General features: G+C 69.1%; 21 protein-coding genes. 6 read left to right on the top strand and 15 right to left on the bottom strand.

Features of this window, described 5'->3' with window-relative positions:
* Positions 1 to 50: 50 nt before the first annotated feature.
* Positions 51 to 1,028, bottom strand: coding sequence for an NADPH:quinone oxidoreductase family protein (locus tag BHS09_RS31315; protein WP_140795080.1), 978 nt, complete (start codon positions 1,026 to 1,028; stop codon positions 51 to 53).
* 317 nt (positions 1,029 to 1,345) lie between these two features.
* On the opposite strand from BHS09_RS31315, the gene BHS09_RS31310 reads away from it, so the two are divergent.
* Positions 1,346 to 3,580 carry a M4 family metallopeptidase gene (locus BHS09_RS31310; protein WP_140799848.1) on the top strand — a complete coding sequence of 745 codons (2,235 nt, stop codon included), beginning with the start codon at positions 1,346 to 1,348 and terminating at the stop codon, positions 3,578 to 3,580.
* Between the two features lie 83 nt (positions 3,581 to 3,663).
* Here the strand turns inward: BHS09_RS31310 and BHS09_RS31305 are convergent, their stop codons facing one another.
* The gene (locus BHS09_RS31305; protein ID WP_140799847.1) at positions 3,664 to 4,494 is read right to left on the bottom strand and encodes a metallophosphoesterase family protein; all 831 of its coding nucleotides are present in this window, start codon (positions 4,492 to 4,494) and stop codon (positions 3,664 to 3,666) included.
* Between the two features lie 20 nt (positions 4,495 to 4,514).
* Positions 4,515 to 4,874, bottom strand: a complete 360-nt coding sequence (locus BHS09_RS31300; RefSeq protein ID WP_237077610.1) for a response regulator — start codon at positions 4,872 to 4,874, stop codon at positions 4,515 to 4,517.
* Positions 4,875 to 5,014: 140 nt separating this feature from the next.
* Here BHS09_RS31300 and BHS09_RS31295 point away from each other — a divergent pair, with 140 nt between their 5' ends.
* On the top strand, positions 5,015 to 5,380 hold the full coding sequence (locus BHS09_RS31295; protein WP_140795076.1) for a helix-turn-helix transcriptional regulator: 366 nt from the start codon (positions 5,015 to 5,017) through the stop codon (positions 5,378 to 5,380).
* A 29-nt stretch (positions 5,381 to 5,409) separates the two neighbouring features.
* Here BHS09_RS31295 and BHS09_RS31290 read toward each other — a convergent pair whose 3' ends face one another.
* A complete protein-coding gene (locus BHS09_RS31290) occupies positions 5,410 to 6,615 on the bottom strand; it encodes a DUF790 family protein (RefSeq protein WP_140799846.1) in 1,206 nt (401 codons plus the stop codon).
* 1 nt (position 6,616) lies between these two features.
* Positions 6,617 to 7,996, bottom strand: coding sequence for a DEAD/DEAH box helicase family protein (locus tag BHS09_RS31285; protein WP_140799845.1), 1,380 nt, complete (start codon positions 7,994 to 7,996; stop codon positions 6,617 to 6,619).
* Between the two features lie 105 nt (positions 7,997 to 8,101).
* On the opposite strand from BHS09_RS31285, the gene BHS09_RS31280 reads away from it, so the two are divergent.
* The 3 genes from BHS09_RS31280 (at position 8,102) to BHS09_RS31270 (ending at position 10,403) form a co-directional block, all read left to right on the top strand.
* On the top strand, positions 8,102 to 8,551 hold the full coding sequence (locus BHS09_RS31280) for a DMT family transporter (protein WP_140795073.1): 450 nt from the start codon (positions 8,102 to 8,104) through the stop codon (positions 8,549 to 8,551).
* A gap of 13 nt (positions 8,552 to 8,564) precedes the next feature.
* The gene (locus BHS09_RS31275) at positions 8,565 to 8,972 is read left to right on the top strand and encodes a response regulator (RefSeq protein WP_140795072.1); all 408 of its coding nucleotides are present in this window, start codon (positions 8,565 to 8,567) and stop codon (positions 8,970 to 8,972) included.
* An 828-nt stretch (positions 8,973 to 9,800) separates the two neighbouring features.
* The gene (locus BHS09_RS31270) at positions 9,801 to 10,403 is read left to right on the top strand and encodes a hypothetical protein (RefSeq protein WP_140795071.1); all 603 of its coding nucleotides are present in this window, start codon (positions 9,801 to 9,803) and stop codon (positions 10,401 to 10,403) included.
* Positions 10,404 to 10,418: 15 nt separating this feature from the next.
* Here BHS09_RS31270 and BHS09_RS31265 read toward each other — a convergent pair whose 3' ends face one another.
* From BHS09_RS31265 to BHS09_RS31245, 5 genes are all read right to left on the bottom strand, one after another.
* Positions 10,419 to 11,405 carry a hydrolase gene (locus BHS09_RS31265; protein WP_140795070.1) on the bottom strand — a complete coding sequence of 329 codons (987 nt, stop codon included), beginning with the start codon at positions 11,403 to 11,405 and terminating at the stop codon, positions 10,419 to 10,421.
* Between the two features lie 55 nt (positions 11,406 to 11,460).
* Positions 11,461 to 11,808, bottom strand: a complete 348-nt coding sequence (locus BHS09_RS31260; protein ID WP_140795069.1) for a YkgJ family cysteine cluster protein — start codon at positions 11,806 to 11,808, stop codon at positions 11,461 to 11,463.
* Positions 11,805 to 12,947, bottom strand: coding sequence for a hypothetical protein (locus BHS09_RS31255; protein ID WP_140799844.1), 1,143 nt, complete (start codon positions 12,945 to 12,947; stop codon positions 11,805 to 11,807). The genes BHS09_RS31260 and BHS09_RS31255 overlap by 4 nt, the downstream gene beginning before the upstream one ends.
* Before the next feature lie 21 nt (positions 12,948 to 12,968).
* Positions 12,969 to 13,925, bottom strand: coding sequence for a GNAT family N-acetyltransferase (locus tag BHS09_RS31250; RefSeq protein WP_140799843.1), 957 nt, complete (start codon positions 13,923 to 13,925; stop codon positions 12,969 to 12,971).
* A 76-nt stretch (positions 13,926 to 14,001) separates the two neighbouring features.
* Positions 14,002 to 14,280 (bottom strand): hypothetical protein, encoded by a 279-nt coding sequence (locus BHS09_RS31245; RefSeq protein WP_140799842.1) that lies wholly within the window; start codon positions 14,278 to 14,280, stop codon positions 14,002 to 14,004.
* 248 nt (positions 14,281 to 14,528) lie between these two features.
* Here BHS09_RS31245 and BHS09_RS31240 point away from each other — a divergent pair, with 248 nt between their 5' ends.
* Positions 14,529 to 15,521 carry a DUF481 domain-containing protein gene (locus BHS09_RS31240; protein ID WP_140795066.1) on the top strand — a complete coding sequence of 331 codons (993 nt, stop codon included), beginning with the start codon at positions 14,529 to 14,531 and terminating at the stop codon, positions 15,519 to 15,521.
* Positions 15,522 to 15,601: 80 nt separating this feature from the next.
* Here the strand turns inward: BHS09_RS31240 and BHS09_RS31235 are convergent, their stop codons facing one another.
* From BHS09_RS31235 to BHS09_RS31215, 5 genes are read right to left on the bottom strand one after another with little or no spacing between them, the layout of a single operon-like run.
* Positions 15,602 to 16,057, bottom strand: a complete 456-nt coding sequence (locus BHS09_RS31235; protein ID WP_140795065.1) for a cytochrome C oxidase subunit IV family protein — start codon at positions 16,055 to 16,057, stop codon at positions 15,602 to 15,604.
* A gap of 14 nt (positions 16,058 to 16,071) precedes the next feature.
* Positions 16,072 to 16,740, bottom strand: a complete 669-nt coding sequence (locus BHS09_RS31230; protein ID WP_140795064.1) for a cytochrome c oxidase subunit 3 family protein — start codon at positions 16,738 to 16,740, stop codon at positions 16,072 to 16,074.
* A complete protein-coding gene (ctaD, locus tag BHS09_RS31225; protein ID WP_140795063.1) occupies positions 16,730 to 18,400 on the bottom strand; it encodes a cytochrome c oxidase subunit I in 1,671 nt (556 codons plus the stop codon). Before ctaD ends, BHS09_RS31230 begins: the two co-directional genes overlap by 11 nt.
* Positions 18,384 to 19,430, bottom strand: coding sequence for a cytochrome c oxidase subunit II (gene coxB / locus BHS09_RS31220; RefSeq protein WP_140795062.1), 1,047 nt, complete (start codon positions 19,428 to 19,430; stop codon positions 18,384 to 18,386). Before coxB ends, ctaD begins: the two co-directional genes overlap by 17 nt.
* Positions 19,427 to 20,308, bottom strand: a complete 882-nt coding sequence (locus BHS09_RS31215) for an SCO family protein (protein ID WP_140795061.1) — start codon at positions 20,306 to 20,308, stop codon at positions 19,427 to 19,429. Before BHS09_RS31215 ends, coxB begins: the two co-directional genes overlap by 4 nt.
* Positions 20,309 to 20,325: the final 17 nt, after the last annotated feature.

Raw genomic sequence — 20,325 nt, 5'->3', positions numbered from 1 at the left:
TCAACGGGCACCGGGCGCGAGCACTCCCGCGCCGGTGCCTCCAGGCCATGTCAGCCTTCGCGCATGCGCAGCACCACCTTGCCCGTGGCGCGCCGGGCGTCGAGCTCACGCAGGGCCTGCGCGCCCTGCTCCAGCGGGAACACCGGGCCCACGACGGGCGTGAGCACACCACGGTCCGCCATGGCCTCCAGGTCCTTGGCGATGGTGGGCGTCAGGGATGGCTCGTGCAGGAGGAAGCCGCCCCATGCCACGCCGACCACGTCGATGTTGCGCAGCAGGAGCCGGTTCACCTGGACCTCGGGGATGCGCCCGCTCGCGAAGCCCACCACCAGCAGCCGGCCTTCGGGCGCCAGGCACTTGAGGCTCTTGTCGAAGATGTCGCCGCCCACCGGGTCCACCACCACGTTGGCACCCAGGCCGCCCGTCTTCTCCCGAACCTGCGCGACCCAGTCTCCGGTCGACAGCAGCACCTCATGCGCGCCGGCCCGCCGGGCGACGTCCGCCTTGCGCTCGTCGCTCACCACGGCGATGACGCGCGCCTTCGCGCCGCGCGCCACCTGCACCGCCGCCGTGCCCACGCCTCCCGCGGCGCCATGGACCACGACACGCTCCTCCGCCTTGAGCCGGCCTCGCCGGTGCAGCGCGAAGTGCGCCGTGTGGTAGTTCATCACCACGCCCGCGGCCGCCTCGAAGCTCCAGTCCGCGGGGATGGGGAACACCATCTCCGGCTGAATCGCGGCCACCTCGGCGAAGCCGCCCAACCCGAAGCTGAAGGCCATCACCCGCTGCCCGGGCTTCACCGCCGCGCCCGCGGGTGCCTGCCGCACCACGCCCGCCACCTCCACGCCTGGAATGAAGGGCAGGGCGGGCTTGAGTTGGTACTGCCCCCGGGTGAGCAGCAGGTCCGGAAAGCTCACCCCGGCCGCCACCACGTCGATGAGCACCGAGTCCCCCGCCTCGGGCTCGGGCACGTCCACCAGTTGGAGCCCGTCAGGGCCGTCCAGCCGCTGTAGCTGCAATGCGCGCATCGTTGCCTCCCGGACAGGAAGCGTAATGGCCAGCCACGTCGATGCCAGTGTTGCCGCACGCGCGCGGGCGGACCCGGAGTTCGGCACGGAGTTCACAAAACCTGTGGAAAACCGAGGCCCGCCTGGACGACCTGTCACGTCACGTGACAGGTTGCCCGCACTGGAAGTGGACTCCGTAAGTCCGTGGAAGCAAAGGATTAATCGTAATTAGCCTGAAATCTAAGAAGAGGATAACAACTGAAATAATCGCGCAACCTTGAAATACGTGCCATCCCTGTGTCATCGTGCTTCCTAATCTTTCCGCTTAGGAGGATTACATGGTGCAGAAGAGAGTTCGCGGAGCGCTCGGTATCGCGGCGCTGTCTGTCGTTGTCGGTTGCAACGAGTCCACCCCTGCCCCCGAGGCCGACAAGCCTACGGATGCCGCGAAGGCGGCGACGCTGGAGAATGGCGCGAAGGTCGTCCTGACGGACGACCAGAAGGTGGCGCAGTTCGTCACCGGTCTGTCGATTGCCCTGCCGGATATTCCGGCCGCTGGCCCCAAGGCGCTCAACGCGTCCGCGCTGGCCCCGGTCGTCGACGCCGTGGCGCCGACGTTCCGCCTGGAGCCGGGCAACCTGGTCTTCAAGAAGGCGCACACGGACAAGCAGGGTGACAGCCACTACCGCTATGCCGTGAAGCACAACAACCTCCCGGTGCTGGGCGGCGAGCTGATCCTGCACGCGCGCAACGGCAAGGTGTTCGCGGCGAACACCAACGTCCGCAGCGACCTGCGCGCCGAACTGAAGGCGACCATCGCGGGTGAGATTGCCACGTCCGCGGTGGACTCCGACCGCGAGACGCTCAAGGGCTGGGTCACCGACAAGAACCCGGAGCTGGTGTACTGGCGCGTCGATGACGAGCTGCGCCTGATGTACAAGGTCGTCCAGCACGGCAACAAGGCGGACGGCACGCCTGTTCGCGACTGGGTCCTGGTGGACGCGCGCAACGCCGATGTGATGCTGCGCATCCCGCAGATCAAGGAATCCCTCGACCGCCGCCTCCACAACGGCAACAACACCAGCATCCTGCCGGGCGCGGTCGTGCGCATCGAGGGCGCGGTGCCGGTGGCGGACCCCGTGGTCAACACCAACTACGACCACCTGGGCACCGTCTACGACTGCTACAACACCCTGTTCGGCCGTGACTCCATCGACAACGTGGGTGGCACGCTCATCAGCACGGTGCACCACCGCGTCAACTACGTGAACGCCTTCTGGGACGGTACCCAGATGGTGTACGGCGATGGCGACGGCGTGACGGCCACCAACCTGGCCAACTCGCTGGACGTGACGGCGCACGAGCTGACCCACGCCGTGACGGACAACGAGTCGGACCTCATCTACTCGGGTGAGTCCGGCGGCCTGAACGAGTCGATGTCCGACGTGTTCGGCGCGGTGTGCGAGTGGTACGGCGACGGCGCGGACGAGGTCTCCCCGCGTCACTGGCTGATTGGCGACGACGTGTGGACCCCGTCCATCCCGAACGACGCCCTGCGCTACATGAACGACCCGGCGCTGGATGGCGACTCGCTCGACCACTACCACAACTACGTGCCCGGTACCGGCGTGCACTACAGCTCCGGTATCTCCAACCTGGCGTTCTACCTCCTGTCGCAGGGTGGCACGCACCCGCGTGGCAAGAGCACCATCGTGGTGGCGGGCATCGGCATCGAGAAGGCCGCGCAGATCTTCTACAAGGCCAACACGTTGATGGTGCCGACGTCCAACTTCGAGGCCGCGAAGACCATCTCGGAGCAGGCCGCGGCGCAGCTCGGCTACGACGCCGCCACCATCGAGTCGGTGTCGAACGCGTGGAAGGCCGTTGGCGTCAGCGTCCCGGTTCCGCCTCCGCCGACGGACCCCATCGGCAAGGACACGCCGGTCGTCGTGTCGGGTGGCGCCAACGAGAAGAAGTACTTCGAGGTCACGGTGCCGGAAGGTGCCTACAACCTGCGGTTCACCCTGTCGGGTGGCACGGGTGACGCGGACCTGTACGTCCGCTACAACAGCGCGCCCACCACCGCGCTGTACGATTGCCGCCCGTACGCCGGTGGCAACAACGAGGTCTGCACCTTCGCGGCTCCGCAGCACGGCAAGTGGTACGCGATGCTGAACGGCTACCGTGCGTACTCCGACGCCACGCTGACCGTGACCTGGGAGGGTGGCTACGTCCCCATCGAGAGCGGCATTGCCGTGGAGAACCTCTCGGGCGCGGCGGGCTCCTCGCAGGTGTTCATCCTGGACGTGCCGGAGCGTCGCCCGGGCCAGGGGAAGAACAACATCTACATCCAGACGGGCGAGGGCAAGGGCAACCCCGACCTCTACGTCAAGCGTGGTGGCGCCCCGACGCACGCGGACTACGACTGCCGCAGCGTGAAGGACCACCAGTCGGAGAAGTGCAACCTCATCAACGCTCCGGCCGGCCGCTACTACATCGAGGTCTACGGCGCGAAGGATGGCTTCGAGGGCATCGTCCTCATCGGCTCCTTCCTCGAGCCGCTGCCTCGCTAGTCTGAAGTGACGGCGCGGCCTTTGTCCGCGCCGATGAGGCCCCGGGTGCTCCGCTTCACGCGGCGCCCGGGGCTTCGTGTTTTCTACGGCGTGGGGCCGGGCAGGATGACGCGCAGGCAGCTCTCCCACGCGTGCACGCCCCGGTACTTCCACTGCACGGGGTAGCCCAGCGACACCTCTTCGAAGCGCACGCCGTCACGCCACAGCGTCGCGGGCATGTGGAGGTGGCCGGTGACGACGACCTCCGCGCGGTAGCGGGTGTGCCAGTCCTCCGTCTGCTTCGTCCCGCACCAGATGGAGAAGCGGGGGATGCGCGGCAGCCGCACGTGCTCGTAGCGCAGCGGGTAGTGGTTGATGAGGACGGTGGCGCAGCCCGGGGGCAGGGCGTCCAGCCGGGCCCGCGTGGACTCGACGCGCGCGGCGCACCAGGCGGAGCGGCTGGCGTGGGGCTCGGGGTGCAGCAGCACCTCGTCGGTGCACAGCAGGTCATCCTCCCAGGCCCACTCCAGCGCCTTGTCCGCGGGCACATGGTCCGGGCGGAACGTGTAGTCGTAGCCCAGGAACATGGGGACGATGACGCGCTCGGGGCCAGGGCCGGGCCAGCGGGGGTAGGGGTCCTCCGGCGTGAGGGCGCCGTAGCTGCGGCACAGGCTCACCAGCCGCTGGTAGCGCGCCTCCCCCTTCAGCTGCGGCTGCTCCGACGGCATGGTCCACAGCTCATGGTTGCCGGGCACCCAGATGACCTGGCGGAAGCGCTGGGTGAGGGTGCTCAGCATGAGCTCCATCTCCGCCAGCGTCTCGCCCACGTCCCCCGCGACGATGAGCCAGTCCTCCGGATGGGCCGGAAGCGCCTGGAGCGCCAGGCGGTTGTCGTTGTGGCGCAAGTGCAGGTCGCTGATGGCGTAGAGCTTCATGGCGCGTCGAGGGGGGCACCTTAACGCGGGCTTCCCATTGACGCCGCACAGATGCCCAGCATCCGCAGCAGGGCATGCACCTCCGAGGGCGGCGCGGCGCGGTCCATCCAGGTGATGTCCCGCGCCAGGGGCGGCATCACCGCATGCAGCGCGCAGGCGGTGCGGGGGTGGCGCGCGCGCACCTGCTCCAGCAGCTCCAGCCCGTCTCCGTCCGGGAGCAGATCGCCCGTCACCACCACGGACGGCGCTTCTTCCTTCACGAGCGCGAGGGCCTCCTCCACGCAACGGGCGAAGCGCTTGCCGCCGGGCAAATCCCTCACGAGACGCCGCAGCGCCGCGAGTGAACGTGGGTCTTCGTCCACGAACAAGAAGGTCAGCATGTTCTTCGCGCCAGCAGGGTGAGACCTGTGTGGTTGGCCAAACGCACGAGGTTGCCTACCTACAAGACTACTCAGGAAGTTCTTGGATGCCAACCTCTCAAGTCATATCGACATGTGCGGACCCGCTAGGTTAACGACCCATGGAAAAGACTCTCGCATCCCGCCTTGGCGGAGCGGCTCGCCTTGCTCGGACCCGCCTGAACCTGACCCAGGCCGACGTGGCGGAGCGCATTGGCATCGCGAGCGAAGTCTATGGCCGGCTCGAGCGCGGCCACATGCTGCCGAGCATCCAGACGTTCCGCCGGCTGTGCACGGTGCTCTCCATCTCCGCGGACGAGGCGTTGGGCCTCAAGCCGGTGCAGGAGGTGAAGTGGGCCGCCGAGCCGCCCAGTGACTACGGCGAGTCCGCCGAGCTGCGGCGGCTCATGCGACGGGCCAAGCAGTTGGACCGGACGTCCATCCGGATCCTCAGCGTGCTCGCGGCGCAGTTCAAGTCGCGCGGCTGACGCACGTCCGCGGCAGGCGAGCGCATCGCTCACCGCCCGGGCTCCAGTTTCGCCAGGCGCTCCCGCAGCTTGCGCGCGGAGGGAAAGCCGTTGAAGAGCACCACCTGCGGGTGGGCCTCCAGCGTCTCTCGCTCGGCGGCCTCCTTGGCCAGCGCCCGGTCCACGCCCAGCAGCAGGCCCGCGTCCGGCCGCGAGCGCAGCTCCGTCAGCCTCCGGGCCAGGGGCGCCGCATGCCATGCGTGGAAGAGCTCCAGCGCGACTTCTCTCTTGGACGCACGGTGGCGGAAGGTGAGGTCCGGCACGCACAGTCCGGAGGCGCCCACGTGCCGGGGCAGGGGCGTGAGGTCCAGCTCCCAGGCGTCATCCATGAAGCCCTCCGCGAGGGAGGCCACTTCCGGAGGAATGTGACCCAGTGCGGCGGGTAGGGGCGAACGCAGCGGGTCCTTGTGGCTGAGCATCAGCGTGGCCTGCCGCCGGGAAGGTTCCACGGTGGCGGTCAGCTCCCAGCGCTCCAGCACCGGCACCACGGACAGGAAGGTCGCCAGCTGCAGGCCGTACTTCTTCTGGAGCGCCAGCATGGCTCCGGGGCCCTCCACGTCGAGCGCCCAGTTGTCGTCGTCGCGCCACACCTCGGCCACCAGGCGGCAGAACTTGAGCCACCGGAGCACCTTGCGCACGCGCAGCAGGTCCGGCGCCTGGGCTCGCAGGCGGAGGCGCCGTGCGGACAAGAGGGGGCCCTGCGCCAGCGCCAGGTTGTAGCGGTCCAGCAGGTCCTGGGCGTCCAGTGCCTCGCCGTCCCAGCCCACCAGCCGGCGGTGGCCGGGCAGGTCCGAGTACAGCGCCTCGCGGGCCTCGGCCAGGGGGACGGGGAGCGTCTGGGCCAGCCGTGCCTCGAAGTCCTCCACCGAGGCGTCGGGCGGCAGGGCGCGCAGGACCTGCCCCGCCGCTTTGATTCGCTCCCAGCGGGCTTCCGTCACGCCGGGCGCGGGCTCGTCGAAGAGGAGCCGGTCCAGCACCAGCTTCACCAGGCCGCGCGCCACCTTGGGCTTGGTGAAGGCGCCGGCCTTCAAGCCCAGCGACTCCTCGATGTCGTCGCGCTGGCCGCCGTGCGACGCTGCTACCTCCGCGAGCAGGTCCTGGGCGAAGGTCAGCAATTCCGCGTCATCGCGCTTGACGAAGACGGGGCGCAGGACGCCCTGGCGCACGCGGAAGTTGAGCAGCTCGCGTGTCAGCATCTCAGCCGCCCTCCTGATAGGCGCCGTGCTGGCGTCGCCGCTCGCTGATGCTGCTCTCCGCCGTCTGCGCGGAGCACACCTCGTACAGCAGCGCGCGCTTCCCCGGCCGTTTGCGCAGGATGCGCCCCAGCCGCTGCACGTGCTCGCGCACGCTCGCGCTTCCGCTGAGCACCACGCCCACGCGCGCCTCGGGCACGTCCACGCCTTCGTTCAGCACGCGCGAGGTCAGCAGCACTGGCAGTTCCCCGGAGGCGAAGGCCGCCAGCAACGCCTTGCGCTCGGGCACGGGCGTGTGGTGCGTCAGCGCGGGCAGCAGGAAGCGGCGCGCCAGCGTGTACACCGTCTCGTTGTCGTCGGTGAACACGAGGACACGGTCGTCCCGGTGCTCCAGGAGGATGCGCCACATCACCTCCTGCTTGCCGCTGGACGTGAGCGCAATCCGCCGCTGCTCGCGGTAGGCGCGGTACGCCGCGCGGCCCTCGTCGCTGCGCTGGCTCTGCGCCAGGAAGCGCGCCCACCCGTCCGGCGCGGAGAGCGGCACGCCCAGCCTGCGCACGAAGCCCAGGTACAGCGCGCGCGCCGTGTCGTAGCGCGACTTCTCGTCGGGCGTCAGCGGGACTTCCACCCGCTTCACTTCGTAGGGCGCCAGGTATTCACCCTGCAGCTCCCGGATGTCCGAGCGGTGCACGCGGGGGCCCAGCAGCTCCTCGCAGACGCGCTCGCCGCCATCGGCGCGCTCCAGCGTCGCGGTGAGGCCCAGCCGGTACGGCGCCAGCGAGCCCTCCGCGATGAAGCGGTAGCTGGGCGCGGGCAGGTGATGGCACTCGTCGCACACCAGCAGGCCGAAGCGGTTGCCGTGGAACTCCGTCTGCATCGCCGCGGAGTCGTACGTCGTCACCGTCAGCGGCTGCCGGTCATTCACGCCGCCGCCCAGCAGGCCCACCGGTACGGAGAAGTGGCGCGCCAGCACGCCCTGCCACTGCGTCATCAGGTCCAGCGTGGGCACCACCACCAGCGCGGGCCGCTTCACGTGGGCGATGGCGAGCACCGCCAGCAGCGTCTTGCCCGCGCCCGTGGGCAGCTCCACCAGGCCACGTCCGCCCGCGCGCGTCCACGCCTCCAGCGCCTGTTGCTGATGCGGAAAGGGTTGGATGGGCGAGGTGAGCGGCAGCTCCAGCGGCTCGAAGCGCTTCGCCTTGTCCTCGTAGGGGATGCCCAGCTCCCGCAGCCGCAGCACCGCCTCGCGGTAATGCCACGCGGGCGCGCGGTAGACGCCGGTGCGCCCGTCCTTCTGGAAGAGGGCCCGCAGGCGGGCATCCTCCGGCAGCGTGGGCGCGACCAGGGTGCCGCAGTCGAAGTGGAGCTCGGTGGGCGACGGCATCGGCGTGTAGGGACCTAGCCGGTCATCCAGGGTTTCGCCAGTCTCATCGAAGACGTGGAGGGTAGGCTTGCAGGTAGGCGCTGTTCACGGTACCCAGCGCGCCGCATGCGTTTCATCTCGCTCGTTCCCATGCTGTGTGGCCTGGCGGTCGTGGCTCAGGCCGGTCTCAACCGTCGCTTCGCGGGCCAGTGGGGCCTGATGAGCGCCGTGCTCCTGAACATGGTGGTGGCGACAATGGCCACCTTCGTGGTGTACCTCGTCGTGCGCACGGTGCCGGGGCTCTGGCCGGAGGCCGCGGCGGGCCAGGGTCGCTTGAGTGGCTTCACGCCCTGGCACCTGTTGCCGGGCCTGTGCGGCGTCATCATCGTCCTGGGCATGCCCTGGGCCTTGAGCCGCCTGGGCGCGGTGCAGTCCGTCCTGCTGCTGATGGCGGCGCAGCTCCTCACCAGCCTCGTGTGGGATGCGATGGTGGAAGGCCGCCCCGCGACGTTCCCCCGGGTGCTGGGCTCCGGGCTCGCCTTCATGGGGGCCGCCATCGCCGTCTGGAAGGGCTAGATTCAGCTGCAAGATGCGCCGAGTCCTCATCGTCAGTCCTCATGCTCCTTCGCGCGAGCTGTTGCGCCGTATCCTCGAGGCGCCGGACCTGGCCATCTCCGTCACCGGGGATGCGGACGACGCCTTCTCCTCGCTGACCTCCCGTCCTCCCGCGCTGGTGGTGGTGGACGTGCGCCGCCCGGATGAGGACCACCCGCTCTTCCTGGGCTTGCTCCGCAAACGTCACCCGACGCTCCCCGTCATCGCGCTCGTCCCTGGCAGGCTGCGCATCTTCGATGGGCGGCACGAGCGGGTGCTCGAAGCCCACGGTGACACCGCCGAGTCACTCCATCAGATGCTCGTCTCGCTTCAGCAGGCCATGCACGAGCTGCTTGCCCAGGACTCGCTCCGGCTGTGGCGCCCACCTGTCGGGCGCGCCTGAAGGGCTTCGTCGTCGCTTCGACAGTAGACCGGTACGCCGGGACAGGCCGTTCGGCCCGCGAACGTAGTTTTTTCCGGCCGCCGTCCAACTCCGCGTCCGCCCCTGGGTTCCATGCCTTCGTAAGTGGCTGAAACGATTCGCATTCCGTGCTCCGGTGGGCACGGCACGGCGAATGCTATGGCGTTGGGCACGGTGCGACGCGGGCCGGCGGATGGGGAGGGTTGGCGGGTGTGGGAAGCCGGTGCGGGTCGCGGGTTGCAGGAGCGGGGACGGAACTGGGGCGGCGCCTGGAGTGGGGAGGCGGGCCTCGGTGGGATGGGGGAGAAGGACGGCGCGGCATGCCGGCGCTTCGTTGGGGACGAGGGCGGCGGCGGACGTGGCGGCAGGGCCTGGCTCGCGGTGGGACAGGGAACAGGTCGGCGGATGGGCGGACCCTGCCGCGCTTCGTGGGGGCGGAGCGCGGCGGGTTCGCGCCAGCAGGGCGGGGCATGACGGATTCTGGGGGAGCAGGACGGGGGGCGTGACGGATGGGGCCGCGGTGCTTCGTGGGGGCGGAGCGCCGCGTGGGCTCGACGGCATGGCGAAAAGGGGCGCGGGTTCCGGTGAGGTGGGGGCTTCCCGGAACCCGTCGCGTCTTTTCCCTCGCTCGCGGTTCAGGTGCGGCGGTGGAGCAAGGCTCCCGCCCGGCGCTGACCAGGCGGGCAGTCAGGGCACTCCCGGGACGCGAATGCAGGGTGGCGAGTGAGCAGTAGCATCACCCGAGAGGCCAGTCGTAGCGGCGGGGTGGGAGGACGGGCGGGACGGGGCATGCGTCAAGGGAGGCCGGGCATGGGGGTGGTATCCGCGCTGGCGGCGGTAGGGGTGCTGCTGACGACACAGACAGCGTCAGCTTCGGGGCCCCAGCGGCGGACCCAGGACCCGGAGCGGATGGCTCCTTTCGGCTTGATGCTGGACGCCAGCGCACCCGAGGGCGCGGGCCTGTCACTCTCCTTCCGGCCCACGCGAATGCTCCGGCTCCACGTGGGCGGCACGCACAATGGTGTCCGTCCCGGAGCGCGCGTGGGGCTCACGTTGCTGCCCTGGAAGGGCCGCCTGACGCCCGCGCTGACGCTGGAGGCCGGTCATGCGCGTCCCGCGAATGGTGAAGGCCTGGAGCGGCGCATCGTGGACCGCACGCAGATGCCCATCCATTCTCTGGAGCGTGTGGGCTACTCCTACGCGAGCGCCCTGCTGGGCTTCGAATGGCAGGCCCCGAAGCGGCTGACCTTCTTCGTGCGCGGCGGCTTCAGCATCATGCGGCTCTACAGCCCTGGCATCGTCGGCGTGGACGAGCAGTTCCGCGACGCGCTGGAGCCCGCGAACTTCCACGGCTGGAGCCTGAGCAACATCGAGCCCACCGCGAAGCTCGGCATCCTGTTGTCCTTCGGCTGAGTCGAGGCCGCTGCCTCAGGCCGCGCGCGGATGGGCCAGCACCGCGTCGAAGAAGGCCAGCACTTGCGCCTCGGCCCAGAAGTGGGGCCGGTGCACGTGGCCGCCGACGAAGCCGACGTGTCCACCGCGCTCCGTCACCACGATGCTCAGGTGGGGATTGTCGGCGGCGGCGGGCGGGATGACGGGCGTCTCCAGCATCGGGTCGTCCGCGGCGCTCAGCAGCAGCGTGGGCCGGCGGATGGCGTGCAGCCGTGGGCCGGCGGAGGACTCCGCGTAGTAGTGGGCGGCGTCGCGGAAGCCGTGCAGCGCGGACGTGACGGCGTCGTCGAAGGCGCGGATGGTGCGCGCCGCCTCCATGGCCCGGCCGTCGAAGGACTCCGGGAAGTGGCGCAGCTTGTCGCGCGCCTTCTGCTTCAGCGTCCGCAGGAAGCGCTCGCGGTACAGCCGGTGGAAGGGGCCACCCGCGTCGAGCTTGCGGCAGCAGGCGCTCAAGTCATACGGCGCGCTGACGGACGCGGCGGCCTCCACGGGCGCGTCGTCGCCCAGTGTCTCCAGCGTCCGGCACAGCACGTTGGCGCCCAGGGAGAAGCCCACCGCGAACAGCGGGCCGGTGACGCGGGCGCGCGTCTCGTTCAGCACCCGGAGCGCGTCATCGATGTCGCCCGAGTGGTACGAGCGCGCCAGCCGGTTGGGCTCGCCGCTGCATGAGCGGAAGTTGAGCGCGGTGGCGCCCCAGCCCCGCGTCTGCGCACCTCGCAGGATGGCGGTGACGTAGCCCGCGCGGGACGAACCCTCCAGGCCGTGCAGTGCCACGACGTGTGGCGCGCCCGCCGCGCCGTCGAAGGTGTCCAGGTCGACGAAATCGCCGTCCGGCAGCTCCAGGCGCTCGCGTCGCAGCGTGGGGGCCCGGGTGGGGCGCACGAGCGAGGCGTAGATGGTCTGCGCATGCTCGTTCGCCAGGCCGGGCGCGGGCACGAAGGGCTGGGTGGGCTGGAATCGCACGGCCGGGGGATATCGCCCGTGCGCGGGGACGACAAGCGCTCTTGCCGCCAGGCGCCTAGTCCTTGGCGCCTCCAGGGCGGGGCAGGGCGGCCAGGCGGCGGGCCATGCGCATGGAAGCACAGCCCTGCTCGCGTAGCGCCCGGGCCTCTGACTGGAGCCCGAAGAGGCCCAGGTACTTCTCCACGCGCTCCTCCAGCGTGGGCGCCTCGATGAGGGTGCAGATTTCGTCCGCCTGGTAGTCACGGCAGATGGCGGGCCGCTCCTCGTACACGCCGCAGAGGTTGTCCTCCTGCAGGTGCGGGCAGCGCAGGCCCAGCGGCTTGTCCAGCGCGGCGATGTCGGGCGCCACGCAGCAGGCGCCGCAGCGCGTGCACTCCACGGGCTTGGGGTGGGGGGCACTCACAGGGGCACGACCTTCTCCACCGTGCCCAGGTTCGTCACGGTGAGGCGCGCGCCCTGGCCCTTCTTCCAGACGAGGAACGTCCGTTCGTCCTCCGGCTCCAGCACGTGCTCGTGGGCGCCGTCGTCCTCGTAGCGCAGCCGCACCGTGTATGTCTCCTCGCGGCGCAGCCGGTCCGCGGCGCCCACGGCCAGTTCGGGCCAGCGCGGCGCATCGTCGGTGCCGGACGCCTCCCGGCGCGTCAGCGGCTTCCACTCATGGGTGTCGTAGGTGCACTGGTCGGCATACACGGGCTCCCGGCGGTAGCGCGTCTCGTTCTGGCAGTCCTCGTAGGACTCGCGGCAGTACTTCGTCACGTCCTCGCACACCTCTTCCATGAAGCCATTGCCCATGTCCTTGCGGCGGCACTTCTCCTCCGAGCCGCAGGCCACCTTGCGCGACTTCGTCCGGCACACCCGCTCCGTGCCGTCGGGGACGCGGCGGGTGCCCCGCTGGATGGACACGCAGTCGCGGATGTTGGCCACGCCCGCCACCTCGCCGGTGCCGTCAACGGGCAGGCGGGGCGTGACGGCGCGCAACTCGTTGCGCCAGCCCTGCTTCGTCACCCGGGTGAAGCGCTCCTGCACCACGGTGCGCTTCCAGGCCGTGCCCGTCACCTCGCCGGGAAACTCATGCGTCTTGTTGGCCCACAGGCCGAAGACGCCGGACCCGAGACAGCAGAGGAACAGCGAGCCCAATGCCAGGAGCACCGGTGCCTTGCGCTTCGGCTTCGCGGGACGTGGCGGCGGCAGTGGTGGGGGCTCGTCGAACGCCTGGCGTGGGGCGGCCTTCGCGTCGTCGGTGCGCTCGGCGCCGCAGTGCTTGCAGCGCGTCGTGTCCCCCCGCGTGGCCGCGCCGCAGAAGGCGCAGAACCAGTCCTCTCCCGCCTTGGCCAGCTCCAACGCCGCCGCGTCGGTGACACCCTCGCGCAGCGACTTCCCGCTGGCCGCGTCCACGCCGCCGAAGTCGAACTCCGACTCCTTGCCCGTCAGCTCGCGCGGGTTGTTGCACTGGGGGCAGCGCTTGTGCCGGGCGCGAATCGACTTCGTGTCACACGAGGTGCAGTTCCACGTGCCCTCGATGATGCGGGTTCTGCGGGCCATGCGCGCATCCTAGCCGGACGCTCACGCCCACAGCGCGCGAGCGAAGGGGATGTCCGCGGCGGCGGGCAGGCCCGCGCGCAGGGGGCGCACCATGGGCAACGAGCCATCCCGGGCCTCGCGGCTGGCTTCGGGAAGCCGGGCCACCCACGGCATGTTGCCCGGCTCCTCCCACAGCACCACCTTGGACAGCCCGGCCTTGTGGGCCTGGGCCCCCGCGGCCTCCAGCAGCGCGGCGGCGTCGTCCTCGGAGCGCGCGTCCAGCATCAGCACCACCAGCTCTCCTTGGCGGGCCATCATCGCCCACAGCGCCGTGGACGAGCCCACCACCGCGCCGCAGGCCCGGGGGCGGGGGCGGCGCAGCAGCTCCGCGTAGATGCGCTCGCGCTCCAGGTGCCAGTCCACCTGCGTGGCGTCCGGCCACAGGTAGAAGGGCACCTCTGGCCGCCGCATCCGCTCGAGCGCCGAGGGCACGTCCGGGTCTTCCAACAGCGCGTCCACCTTGCGAATCACGGGCCCATTGCCCACCGGCAGGTGCCAGTCCCAGGCGGGGACCTCCTGGTAGCCGGAGCGCCGGTAGATGCGGGCGCCCACGTCGGAGTAGAGCACGGCGGCCTGGGCGTCCGGCTCCGTGCACTCCAGCTCCGCGGCCACCTGGTCCATCAGCCGCGTGGCGTGGCCGTGTCCGCGCAGGGCCGGCTCGGTGTAGACGCTGGCGATGACGAAGCTGTCGCCGCGTGTCGTCTGACAGTCGGGGCCGCGCAGGTAGCTGGGGGTGCGGAACGTCTCGCACGAGGTGAGCACGCGGCCGGCGTCGTCGCACAGCAGCCAGGTGCGCATGGTGTCCTGGCTCCACGCATGGGCGCGCAGCCGCTGCTCCCGCTCGAGAAACTGCTCGACGGTGAGGGGCGAGCCCCAGGCCGTATAGGTGTGGCGGTCCCTGTCGGCTTTCTGTGCTTCGTTGGCGACGACCAGATGCATGGCGGGGCAGGGTAGTCGCGCGCGCGACGCTTCGCAGCAGCGCTGGAGGGTTCTTGAGGCCTGCCTGCCTTCCGCCTTACACGCGCACGGCGTAGGGGACGCGGAAGTGGAGCTGAAGGTAGGCCTGTCCCACGTGGAAGAAGCCGTCGCGCAGGCGCTCGGGCAGGCCCAGTCCTCCCAGTTCTTGCGGGACGTAGAACGCGGACTCCCAGCCCACGCCCAACAGGAAGCTCTTGGAGAGCTGGAGTTCCAGGTCGATGCCCACCTCCACCGGGACGGTGACTTGCTGGGCGGAGGCCGCGGCGGGGGCGAGCAGGGCGCAGAGCAGCAGGAGCGGAGCGGGGCGCAGGGGCATGGGCTTCCTCGCGGGCGTCCCGGAGACTGGAATTCTTCGCGCCTTTTCTTTCAAGAGCCGCCTGCGAAGCGGTTGGAACGGACCCACCCGGTGCGGCGGCGCGGGGCGTGTCCGAATTCGACCATTAAGGCATTGAAGCGTGGCGGGCCTTTGAAGCAGGAAGGGGGCTGCGTCGGCATCGGGGGGGAACACAGGACTTCCGCACCCGGACTCAGGCTTTTTGCCGGCGTCGTTGACCTGGAGACCCGATGCTTTCCGCTGCCTTCTTGATTGCCACGTCCCTGCAGGCCCAGACGCCTGCGCCCGCTCCCTCCACGCCGCCGGCTCCCGCCGCCGAGACCGCGGCCGCCGCGCCCCTCAGCGTGGAGGAGCGCGCCGCCGCCGCCGCCGAGCGCGCCGCCATCGCCGCTGAGCGCGCCGCCGAGGCCAGCGTCCGCGCCGCCGAGGCCGCCGAGCGCGCCGCCGCCGTCACGGCTCCGCCCCCGGCCTCCGCGCCCGAGGCTGCCCCCGCCACCGACAAGAAGCAGGGCGAGTGGGACGTCACCGTCGGCCTGGGCCTCATCTCGCTGACGGGTAACGCCTCCACCCTGACGGTGAGCGGCCTGGCCAGCGCCCAGCGCACGACGGACAACTGGATCTACGCCATCAAGTCCTACGGCTCCTATGGCCGCAGCCGTCCGCCCGAAGTCACGGGCGAGGAGGCCGTGTCCCAGGTGGTGGCGTTCAACGCGGGCCTGGAGCTGCGCGGTGACCGGCGCTTCACCGAGGTCATCAGCGGCTACCTGCTGGCGGGCGCGGAGACGGACCATGTGAAGAGCGTGGAGTCACGCACCTTCGGCGAAGGCGGTCTGGGCGTGCTGTGGTGGGACGAGAAGAAGGAGAAGGGCCGCGAGTCCTACCTCCGCACGGACGCCGCCTTCCGTTACGCCAACGAGACGCGCTTCCAGTACTACCCCACGCGGTTGAACCTGCCGGACGTGGACCTGGGCGGTCCCCGCTTCGGCGCGGTGTTCCGCTACGGCCTGGCGCAGAACGTCACCTTCAAGGAGGACGTGGAGGTGCTGGTGAGCGTCATCGGCGACTCGCGCATGCTCTTCAACAGCCAGACGCAGCTGTCCGTGGGGCTCACCAAGCAGCTGTCGCTGGGCACCAGCTTCCTGGTGAAGCACGACAGCGCGCCACCTCCGGGCAAGGTGTCTACGGACACCGCGCTGGCGCTGAACTTCGAAGTGATGCTGTAGCCCGCAAAAGCAAAGCGGCGCCGGGGATGTCCCTCGGCGCCGCGTGCTGGTGGAGTGGGGCGGTGGCCGCCCCGACCGCCTTACTGCTTGGGCGCGCCGGACTCCTCGCCCATCTTCCCTTCCTTGCGGATGCCGCCGCCGTAGCGGCCTTCCTCGGCGTCCGCGCCGATGTCGATCGCCTGCAGGTCGCTGTACGTCGAACCCGGAGGCGTGGCGCCGCGGAAGCGGGTGCCCAGGTCCACCAGCGGAATGGCGAGCATCAGCACCACGAAGATGATGGAGACGGCGAACACCAGTCGGTTGGCGCCGCGGTGGTCAATCAGGTGCATGAAGTAGAGCAGCACCAGCGCGCCCTTGGTGGAGGCGATGACGAGCGCCAGCACCAAGCCCCACGTCGGGATGTGGATGCCGCCGGTGGCAACCGTGACAAACGTCAGCACCAGCAGCAGGCCCCAGATGAGCCAGTAACGGCCCGCTCCGTGGTGCTCCTCGCGCATGTTCTGTTCTTCTTGCCGGGATTCGTTGGCAATGCCCATGGTGGAGGAACCCTTCAAACGAGGTACAGCATCGGGAAGAGGAAGATCCACACCAGGTCGACGAGGTGCCAGTACATGCTGCCCAGCTCGACCATCGTGTAGTTGTTCGGCCCGAAGTCAGCCTTCTTCAGCGCGCGGACCATGGAGAAGGCCAGCACGATCATGCCGATGACGACGTGGATACCGTGCAGGGCCGTCGCGCAGAAGTAGACCGTGAAGTACAGGGGCACGCCCGGAAGCTGGATGCCCTCGTACGAGTAGAAGCGGCCCGGCAGCGTGCCAATCTCGAACTTGTGGTGGTACTCGAAGTACTTGATGACGAGGAAGCCGACGGCCATCACCAGGGTGAGGGCAATCTGCACCGCGACCATCTTGTTCTTCCCCTCCTTCGCGTAGTGCACCGCGAGCGCCGCGGTGAGCGAGGAGGTGATGAGCACCACCGTGTTGATGGTGCCCAGCGTCAGGTCCAGGCTGCGGCTGGCGGCGGCCCACGCCTCCGGGAAGAGGAAGCGGTAGACGCCGTAGCAGATGAAGAGGCCGGCGAAGAGCAGGATTTCCGTCGCCAGGAACAGCCACATGCCCAGGCGCGCGGCGTGGTTCTGCACCTCGAGCGAGGCGAAGTGGCCGGCGAGCCGGGGGACGGGCACGGCGGCGCCCCCGGCGGCGTGAGAACTAGACTGCATCGGGCACCTCGGCCTTCTTGGGGTCCACGTAGAAGTGGGGCTCCTCCGGGAACACCGGCTGCGGCCCCACGAAGTTGTGGGTCGGCGGCGGAGACTCGGACAGCCACTCGTAGCCCTTGCTGCGCCATGGGTTCTTGCCGGACGCCTTGCCGTAGATCAGGGCGTACGTCAGGTACATGGCGATGATGATGAACCCGAACGCCAGCAGCGTCGCGCCGGCCGTGGAGGCCACGTTCAGCGCCTGGAAGCGCTCCGGGTACTCATAGTAGCGGCGCGGCATGCCGTTGTTGCCCAGTAGGAACTGGGGAATGAACGTGGCGTTGAAGCCCAGGATGATGAGCGCCGCGGACACCAGACCCCAACCCTCGTGGTACGTGCGCCCGAACATCTTCGGGAACCAGTAGTGGAGGGCGGCCAGGAAGGCCATGATGGTCGCGCCCACCATGATGAAGTGGAAGTGCGCCACCACGAAGTAGGTGTCGTGCCAGGCGACGTCCAGCGACACCGTGCCCAGCGCGATGCCCGTCATGCCACCGAACACGGTGAAGAACAGGAAGCCGCAGAAGTAGGCGAAGGGCGTCTTGAACTCGACCGCGCCCTTGTAGACGGTGCCCACCCAGTTGAAGACCTTGATGGCGGTGAACACGCCCACCAGCATGGTCAGCACGCCGAACAGGCCGCCCGCGAAGGTGGACTGGCCGGACACGAACATGTGGTGGCCCCAGGCGAAGAAGCCCACGAAGGCGATGCCCAGGCTGGAGTACGCCACCGCGCGGTAGCCGAAGATGTTCTTGCGGCTGTAGGTCGCGACGATCTCGCTCATCACGCCGAAGGACGGCAGCACCATGATGTACACGGCCGGGTGGCTGTAGAACCAGAACAGGTGCTGGAAGAGCACCGGGTCGCCGCCGCGCGCCGGGTCGAACATGCCGAACCCGAACAGGTTCTCCACCGTCACCAGGACCAGCAGCAGGCCGATGACCGGCGTGGCCAGCACCTGGATGCAACTGGTGGCGTAGATGGCCCACACGAACAGCGGCATCTTGAACCAGGTGATGCCCGGCGCGCGCATGGTGTGGGTCGTCACGATGAAGTTGATGCCCGTGACGATGGAGCTGAACCCGATGATGAACGCGCCGAACAGCACCGGCGCCACCGTGGTCGTCGTGTGCGCGCTGTACGGGGTGTAGAACGTCCAGCCCGTGTCCAGGCCGCCGTTGAGCATGCCCCACAGCGCCAACACCGCGCCGGCCAGGTAGATGTAGAGTGACAGCAGGTTCAGCCGAGGGAAGGCCACGTCCTTGGCACCCAGCATCAGCGGCAACATGAAGTTGCCGAAGACGGCGGGGATGGCCGGAATCATGAACAGGAAGATCATGACCAGGCCATGGAGCGTGAACGTACGGTTGTACGTCATCGCGTCCATGATGGTCGGGCCCGGCGTCAGCAGCTCTACCCGGATGAGCAGCGCGAAGATGCCGCCCACGAGGAAGAACAGCAGGACCCAGAACAGGAACATGAGCCCGATGCGCTTGTGGTCGACCGTCAGCAGCCACGATTTGATGGTGGTGCCGTCGACCAGGTAGCTCGGGTGGTGGTCGTGATGCTCCTCGGGCGCGGGGGTGGCGCCCGGGGCTGCGATGCTACTGGATGGCGTCATAGGCGGGTCCCTCGGAGGCGCCCTCACGGACGTTCGGAGTGCGAAGCGACTTGATGTACTCGACGATGGCGGCCGTCTCCGGGCCCTGCAGCTTGCCCTGGTAGGTCGGCATCACGTTCTGGTAGCCCGCCACCAGGTGGGCGCCCGGGTCCATCATCGACTGGGTGATATAGGCCTCGTCCACGCGGATGGTCTGCCCGTCCTCGAGCTGCTCCACGCGGTCGTACATGCCCAGGAAGGTCGGGCCGATGTGCTGCGAGCCGTCCACCGAGTGGCACTTGAGGCAGCCCTGCGTGCCCGCGAGCACCTGGCCCTGCTCCACCATGCGCGCCACCGGCGGCACCAGGGAGTTGTCCGCCAGCGCGTCCTGACGGTCCTGCAGACGGCCGCGGCGCTGCTCCTGGATCCAGTTTTCGTACTCCTCCTGCGGGAGCACGACGACCTCGGCCAGCATCTTCGAGTGCGACAGGCCGCAGTACTCGGTGCACAGCACCTGGTACGTGCCCGGCTTGGTCGCCTCGAACCAGATCTGCGTGTAGCGGCCCGGGAGCGCATCCATCTTGATGCGGAAGGCCGGCACGTAGAAGGAGTGCAGCACGTCACGCGAGGTGATGAGCAGACGCACCGGACGGTTCGCCGGCACGTGCAGCACGTTCACCCCGTTGGGGCCCTCCGGGTAGGAGAACTTCCACATCCACTGCTTGCCCATGACGTAGACATCCATCGAGTCCTTGGGCGGCGTGGTGACCCACGTGAAGTCCCGGAACCCGATACCGAACCAGGTCAGGAAGAACACGAGGGGAACGGAGACGAAGAGGAACTCCGTCTTCAGGGTGGGAACGATGTACTCCGTCGCCTGCGCCGGGAGGCGGCGGCGGTAACGGAAGAAGAAGAACAGGGCCGCCATACCGACCGCCGTTGACATCACCATCGTCGTACCCACGACGAAGTGATGCAGCGTGTCGATGCGCTCCGCGAACGTGGACGCGGCCTCCGGGAGGAACAGGATATTGTTGAGAAGCTCGCTCATGCCGCCGCGCCTTTCTTCAGCTCGCGCCTCCAGAAGTAGATCAGCATCGTCGCCAGGACGGAGAACACGGCTATGCCGCCCAGGCGGATGAACCCGAAGATGTAGAAGCCATACCGCCGACTGGCGGTGTCATACTTGAAGCAGGACAGGATGATCTGATCGAAGCTGGTACCTACGCGGCCATTGGCCGCCTCCAGCAACGCCAGCTTCATGTCCGAGGGGGGAAACGTCGTCCCGTAGAGATACCGGGAGATGCTGCCTTCCGGCGTGAGCACGTGCACCACGGCTGCGTGGGCGTACTGCTTCGTGCTCTCGTCGTAGGTGTACTTGAAGCCAAGGGCGTCCGCGAGCCGGCGGATTTCCGCGTCCGTGCCGGTCAGGAAGTGCCAGGGGGCCGTCTCCGGCTTGCCCATGGACTGCAGGTGCCGCCGCCGCCGCTCCAGGCTCTGGGCAGGCGTGTCGTCAGGGTCGATGCTGACGGTGACGGCTTCGTAGTCCTTGCCCAGCTCGAGCCCGAGCTCCTTCATGGACTGCACCTGGGCGTTGAGCACCAGGTTACAGAGCATGGGGCAGTTGTAATAGACGAGCGTCAGCAGGGTGGGCCGCGCCTTCGGCACCACGTCGCCCAGGCGCACCTCGCGCCCGGAGGCGTCGAGGAAGCGGGTGTCCATGGGCACCAGCTCCCCCAGATGCTCCTGCACGTCCACACCTTGAATGGGGGGCGGCAGGTCCTGCTGTGCCTCCAGGATGGCCCGGGGCGTCTTCCCGGCACCTGGCATGGCCAAGGCCGGCACCGCGACGGCCAGCACCAGCGCCGCCGCGGCGAGGAAGCCCGCGCGGCAGGCGCGCGGAAGGATGTAGGAGCGGGTGGACATCATTGCAGGACGGCTCTTAC

The organism is Myxococcus xanthus, from assembly GCF_006402735.1.
In the GTDB taxonomy this organism is placed as follows: Bacteria; Myxococcota; Myxococcia; order Myxococcales; family Myxococcaceae; genus Myxococcus; species Myxococcus xanthus_A.
Note: the sequence above shows the minus strand (reverse complement) of the source record. Positions and strands in the feature narration are given on the sequence as shown.

What these genes read in the sequence shown, in the direction of transcription:
- BHS09_RS31290 (WP_140799846.1), bottom strand. Translation starts at nt 6,615, where the DNA reads ATGCTGACACGCGAGCTGCTCAACTTCCGCGTGCGCCAGGGCGTCCTG.
- BHS09_RS31300 (WP_237077610.1), bottom strand. Translation starts at nt 4,874, where the DNA reads ATGCTGACCTTCTTGTTCGTGGACGAAGACCCACGTTCACTCGCGGCG.
- BHS09_RS31255 (WP_140799844.1), bottom strand. Translation starts at nt 12,947, where the DNA reads ATGGCCCGCAGAACCCGCATCATCGAGGGCACGTGGAACTGCACCTCG.
- ctaD (WP_140795063.1), bottom strand. Translation starts at nt 18,400, where the DNA reads ATGACGCCATCCAGTAGCATCGCAGCCCCGGGCGCCACCCCCGCGCCC.
- BHS09_RS31235 (WP_140795065.1), bottom strand. Translation starts at nt 16,057, where the DNA reads ATGGGCATTGCCAACGAATCCCGGCAAGAAGAACAGAACATGCGCGAG.
- BHS09_RS31295 (WP_140795076.1), top strand. Translation starts at nt 5,015, where the DNA reads ATGGAAAAGACTCTCGCATCCCGCCTTGGCGGAGCGGCTCGCCTTGCT.
- BHS09_RS31315 (WP_140795080.1), bottom strand. Translation starts at nt 1,028, where the DNA reads ATGCGCGCATTGCAGCTACAGCGGCTGGACGGCCCTGACGGGCTCCAA.
- coxB (WP_140795062.1), bottom strand. Translation starts at nt 19,430, where the DNA reads ATGAGCGAGCTTCTCAACAATATCCTGTTCCTCCCGGAGGCCGCGTCC.
- BHS09_RS31280 (WP_140795073.1), top strand. Translation starts at nt 8,102, where the DNA reads ATGCGTTTCATCTCGCTCGTTCCCATGCTGTGTGGCCTGGCGGTCGTG.
- BHS09_RS31250 (WP_140799843.1), bottom strand. Translation starts at nt 13,925, where the DNA reads ATGCATCTGGTCGTCGCCAACGAAGCACAGAAAGCCGACAGGGACCGC.
- BHS09_RS31215 (WP_140795061.1), bottom strand. Translation starts at nt 20,308, where the DNA reads ATGATGTCCACCCGCTCCTACATCCTTCCGCGCGCCTGCCGCGCGGGC.
- BHS09_RS31310 (WP_140799848.1), top strand. Translation starts at nt 1,346, where the DNA reads ATGGTGCAGAAGAGAGTTCGCGGAGCGCTCGGTATCGCGGCGCTGTCT.
- BHS09_RS31240 (WP_140795066.1), top strand. Translation starts at nt 14,529, where the DNA reads ATGCTTTCCGCTGCCTTCTTGATTGCCACGTCCCTGCAGGCCCAGACG.
- BHS09_RS31270 (WP_140795071.1), top strand. Translation starts at nt 9,801, where the DNA reads ATGGGGGTGGTATCCGCGCTGGCGGCGGTAGGGGTGCTGCTGACGACA.
- BHS09_RS31305 (WP_140799847.1), bottom strand. Translation starts at nt 4,494, where the DNA reads ATGAAGCTCTACGCCATCAGCGACCTGCACTTGCGCCACAACGACAAC.
- BHS09_RS31230 (WP_140795064.1), bottom strand. Translation starts at nt 16,740, where the DNA reads ATGCAGTCTAGTTCTCACGCCGCCGGGGGCGCCGCCGTGCCCGTCCCC.
- BHS09_RS31285 (WP_140799845.1), bottom strand. Translation starts at nt 7,996, where the DNA reads ATGCCGTCGCCCACCGAGCTCCACTTCGACTGCGGCACCCTGGTCGCG.
- BHS09_RS31275 (WP_140795072.1), top strand. Translation starts at nt 8,565, where the DNA reads ATGCGCCGAGTCCTCATCGTCAGTCCTCATGCTCCTTCGCGCGAGCTG.
- BHS09_RS31245 (WP_140799842.1), bottom strand. Translation starts at nt 14,280, where the DNA reads ATGCCCCTGCGCCCCGCTCCGCTCCTGCTGCTCTGCGCCCTGCTCGCC.